The organism is Streptomyces colwelliae, from assembly GCF_048158785.1.
Taxonomy (GTDB): Bacteria; Actinomycetota; Actinomycetes; order Streptomycetales; family Streptomycetaceae; genus Streptomyces.
In genome coordinates this window covers 1-4,611 of record NZ_JBLTJC010000580.1, presented here as the reverse complement: position 1 = coordinate 4,611, position 4,611 = coordinate 1, and the positions used below count along the sequence as shown (strand labels likewise).

The 4,611-nt window shown below is 70.6% G+C and carries 2 protein-coding genes; one reads left to right on the top strand and one right to left on the bottom strand.

Going from position 1 to position 4,611, the window contains the following annotated elements; translation table 11 throughout:
- Window positions 1-47: 47 nt before the first annotated feature.
- The gene (locus ACNFOC_RS51225; protein ID WP_416965836.1) at window positions 48-2,633 is read right to left on the bottom strand and encodes a bifunctional FO biosynthesis protein CofGH; all 2,586 of its coding nucleotides are present in this window, start codon (window positions 2,631-2,633) and stop codon (window positions 48-50) included.
- A gap of 240 nt (window positions 2,634-2,873) precedes the next feature.
- Between ACNFOC_RS51225 and ACNFOC_RS51220 the strand changes: the two genes are divergently transcribed.
- Window positions 2,874-4,412: a CehA/McbA family metallohydrolase gene (locus ACNFOC_RS51220; protein WP_416965835.1), complete on the top strand. Its 1,539-nt coding sequence runs from the start codon at window positions 2,874-2,876 to the stop codon at window positions 4,410-4,412.
- Window positions 4,413-4,611 lie beyond the last annotated feature (199 nt).

The following is a 4,611-nucleotide window of genomic DNA, read 5'->3' as shown; positions in this document are numbered from 1 at the left end:
CACGCCCCATGCCACCAGGCCCTCGGCGTCAAAAACGTTGTCCAGGCTCAGGAGGCGGGTGGTGTGCGCGACGTCGCCGACGGGCGCGGCCCCGTCGGCGACGAGGCTGGTAGGCGAGTCCGGGGAGCGTACAAGGTCGTACGGGGGCGCGCCGGCCGACCCGCCAGTTCCGCTACGGCGACCAAGTCCCGCACCGACTTGTACGAGCCGTACGACGAACCCGCCATCCGCGAGATCGTCTCCTCCATCAACGTGCCGCCGAGGTCGTTAGCCCCGGAGCGCAGCATCTCCGCCGCACCCTCCGAGCCCAACTTCACCCAGCTCGTCTGGATGTTGGGGATGTGAGGGTGCAGGAGCAGCCTCGCCATCGCCACCACCGCCCTGTTGTCCCGCATCGTCGGGCCCGGGCGGGCGATCCCCGCCAGGTACACCGGCGCGTTGGTGTGGATGAACGGCAGCGTCACGAACTCCGTGAAGCCGCCCGTCCGTTGCTGGATCCCGGCCAACGTCCGCAGGTGGCCCAGCCAGTGGCGCGGCTGGTCCACGTGGCCGTACATCATCGTCGACGAAGAACGGATGCCCAACTCGTGTGCCGTCGTGACGACTTCGATCCACGTCGCCGTCGGCAGTTTGCCCTTCGTCAGGACCCACCGCACCTCGTCGTCGAGGATCTCCGCCGCCGTACCGGGGATGGTGTCGAGGCCCGCCTCCTTCGCCGCCGTCAGCCACTCCCGGATGGAAAGGCCCGTGCGCGTCGCGCCGTTCACCACCTCCATCGGGGAGAAGGCGTGGACGTGCATGCCGGGGACGCGTTCCTTCACCGCCTTCGCGATGTCGAAGTACGCCGTGCCGGGCAGGTCGGGGTGGATACCGCCCTGCATGCAGACCTCGACCGCCCCGACCTCCCAGGCCTGTTGGGCCCGGTCCGCCACCTGGTCCAGGGAGAGCGTGTACGCGTCGGCGTCCGTGCGGCGTTGCGCGAAGGCGCAGAAACGGCAGCCCGTGTAGCAGACGTTGGTGAAGTTGATGTTCCGCGTGACGATGTACGTCACCTCGTCCCCGACCACCGACTTCCGTACGTCGTCCGCGATCCGCGTCAGCGCGTCCAGCGCCGGACCGTCCGCGTGCAGCAGCGCGAGGGCCTCCGCGTCGGTGAGCTTCGTCGGGTCGTCGGCCGCCGTGGCGAGGGCCTGCCGTACGTCCGTGTCGATGCGCTCGGGGACCATGCCGGGGGCCGCCGCCTCGCGCAGGGCACCCCAGTCGCCGTAGACCTCGTCGAAGTCGTCACGGCGGTCGGACGTACGGCCCTCCGTGTCGATGGTGGTGTGGAGGTCCGTGCGGCCGGATGACACGAAGGCCTCCTCCGGCTCCTGCCACGCGTGGCCCTCCACGACCGCATCGGGAAGGGCCAGTCCCGTCCCCGGGTCCGCCAGTGCCCGTACGTGCGGCAACAGGCGTGGGTCCAGCCAGGGTTCGCCCCGCCCTACGAACTCCGGGTACACACACAGCCGTTCGCGCAGTTCGAAGCCCGCCTCCGCCGACTCCTCGCGCAGCAACTCGATTTGGGGCCACGGGCGTTCGGGGTTCACGTGGTCGATGGTGAGAGGGGAGACCCCGCCCCAGTCGTCGATGCCCGCGCCGATCAGGCGCTTGTACTCCGAGTCGACGAGGTTGGGGGGTGCCTGGATGCAGGCCGACGGGCCCATGATGTGGCGCGCCACCGCGACCGTCGCCACCAGCTCGTCCAGCTCCGCGTCCGGCATGCCGCGCATCGCGGTGTCCGGCTTGGCGCGGAAGTTCTGGATGATCAGTTCCTGGATACCGTGGTAGGAGCGGGAGACCTTGCGGAGGGCGAAGAGGGAGTCCGCGCGCTCCTCGTACGTCTCGCCGATGCCGATCAGGATGCCGGAGGTGAAGGGGACCGAGGACCGGCCCGCGTCCTCCAACACCCTTAGGCGTACGGCGGGTTCCTTGTCCGGGGAGCCGTAGTGCGGGCCGCCGGGCTCGGACCAGAGGCGGGTCGCCGTCGTCTCCAGCATCATGCCCATGGACGGGGCCACCGGCTTGAGGCGCTGGAAGTCTGTCCAGGTCATCACCCCGGGGTTGAGGTGCGGGAGCAGCCCCGTCTCCTCCAGGATGCGGATGGAGATGGCGCGGACGTACGCGATCGTGTCGTCGTAGCCGTGCGCGTCGAGCCACTCGCGCGCCTCCGGCCAGCGGTCCTCGGGTTTGTCGCCGAGGGTGATCAGGGCTTCCTTGCACCCGAGTTCGGCGCCCTTGCGCGCGATGTCGAGGACCTCGTCGGGGGACATGAACATGCCGTGGCCGGCGCGGCGGAGCTTGCCGGGGACGGTGACGAAGGTGCAGTAGTGGCACTTGTCGCGGCAGAGGCGGGTGAGGGGGATGAAGACGCTCTTCGAGTACGTGATCACGCCGGGGCGGCCGGCCGTCTCCAGGCCCGCGTCGCGCACCCGGGCGGCGGACGCGGTGAGGTCGTCGAGGGCCTCGCCGCGGGCCTGGAGCAGCACCGCCGCTTCCGTGACGTCGAGGGCGACGCCGTCACGGGCGCGTTTGAGGGCGCGACGCATGGAGTTCTCGGTCGGGCCGGTTCCGGAGCTCGCGGGAGTCGTCATCCTTCGAGCATACGATCGGTCTGATCAGGCCAAAGAGGGGCGCCCGATTCGTTCCGGCCGGGCAGGTCGTTACACGGTGTCACTGGCAGACGGAGTGCTCGGTCCTCCCCCGCACCGACTCCGGTTTCCCGACACCCGCCGATTCCCTGTGCTTGCACCGGAGTTCACGGCCGACTATCAGAGTCGTACGGGTCACCTCCGCACCATCCCTGTCACTGACGACACTCCGGGAGCAGCCGCATGTGCGATGACGATCACGGAAACGGCATGAACAGACGCGCGCTGATCGTGACGGGCGCCACCGCCGCGCTTACGTTGGGAAGCGTGACCTTCGCGAGCGGCGCCGAGGCCGCGGCAGACGGCGACCAGGAGACCCGGACGGTGCGGGGCACGCTCCCGACCGGCTCACCCGACTACGTGTACGTGCCCGTCGAGGTCCCCGCGGGGGTCCGCGAGCTCAAGGTGGCGTACACGTACGACAGACCGTCCGTCCCGGTCGGCACCCAGGGCAATGCCCTCGACATCGGCATCTTCGACCAGCACGGCACGGACCTGGGCGGCCGTGGTTTCCGGGGCTGGTCGGGCGGGGCCCGCACGGAGTTCTTCCTCCGCGTGGACGACGCGACGCCCGGCTACCTCCCCGGCCCGGTGCGCGCCGGTACGTGGCACATCGCGCTGGGCCCGTACACCGTCTCCCCGCAAGGGCTGTCGTACGAGCTCACGATCACGCTCACCTACGGCGAACCGGGCGTCGCCTCGCGGCCGGTGTACCCGCCGGAGCGGGCGAAGGGGCGCGGGCGGGCCTGGTACCGGGGTGACTGCCATCTGCACTCCTGGTACTCGGACGGGCGCCGCACCCCCGCCGAGATCGCGGCGCTGGCGCGGGCGGCGGGCCTGGACTTCATCAACTCCTCGGACCACAACACCCAGTCCTCGCACCCCATTTGGGCCTCGGAGGCGGGCGACGACCTGCTGATCCTGCTGGGCGAGGAAGTCACCACGCGTAACGGTCACGTGGTCGCCCTCGGCACCGAGCCCGGCACCTTCGTCGACTGGCGGTACCGGGCGCGCGACAACCGCTTCGGACGGTTCGCCCGCGAGATCCGGCGGGCCGGCGGCCTGGTCGTCCCCGCCCATCCGCACGCCACCTGCATCGGCTGCGCCTGGAAGTTCGGCTTCGGCGAGGCGGACGCCGTCGAGGTGTGGAACGGCCCCTACACGCCCGACGACGAGGTCGCCCTGGCCTCCTGGGACGCGACGCTCGTGGCCTCCGTACGGGAGAACCAGGAGAACCCGGGGTGGCTCCCGGCGATGGGCAACAGCGACGCCCACCGCGACCCCGACGCGATCGGCCTGCCCCAGACCGTCGTCCTCGCCGAGGACTTGACGAGGGAGGCCATCCAGGACGGCATCCGCGCGGGACACTCCTACGTCGCCGAGTCCAAGAACCTCTCCCTCACCTTCACCGCGTCCGGCGGCCGGGCCCAACACGCGGGAATCGGCGAACGGTTGAGGGTGGATGCGGACACCCCGGTCACGCTACGGCTGGAGGCCACGGGCGCCGCACGCTGCACCGTCCGCTTCGTGACCGACCAGGGGGTGCTGTTCACCAGCGATCCGCTCCCGGTGGGCGGGGCGGGGACCGTGGAGTGGCACACGACGGCGTCCTACGCGGCGTACGTACGGGCCGAGTTGAGGCACGAGACGGCGGCGGGACCGGTGCCGGGGGCGCTGGCCGCGTTCACGAATCCGATCTTCCTGGGCGGAGCCGAACGGTGAACTAGGCCCTGCCTGGGCCCTGCCGTCAGTCACTCAGGTCGACGACGACGGCCGCGTGGTCGGTCGGCCACACCCCGTCGACCGGCCCGTCCTGCGGAACCGGTCCAGGAAGAGCGCGACACCGGCCGAACCGGTGGCCAGGTCGCAGCTCTCCCGCACCGTCTGCTCACCCGGGAACACCACGGATTGACGGACCCAG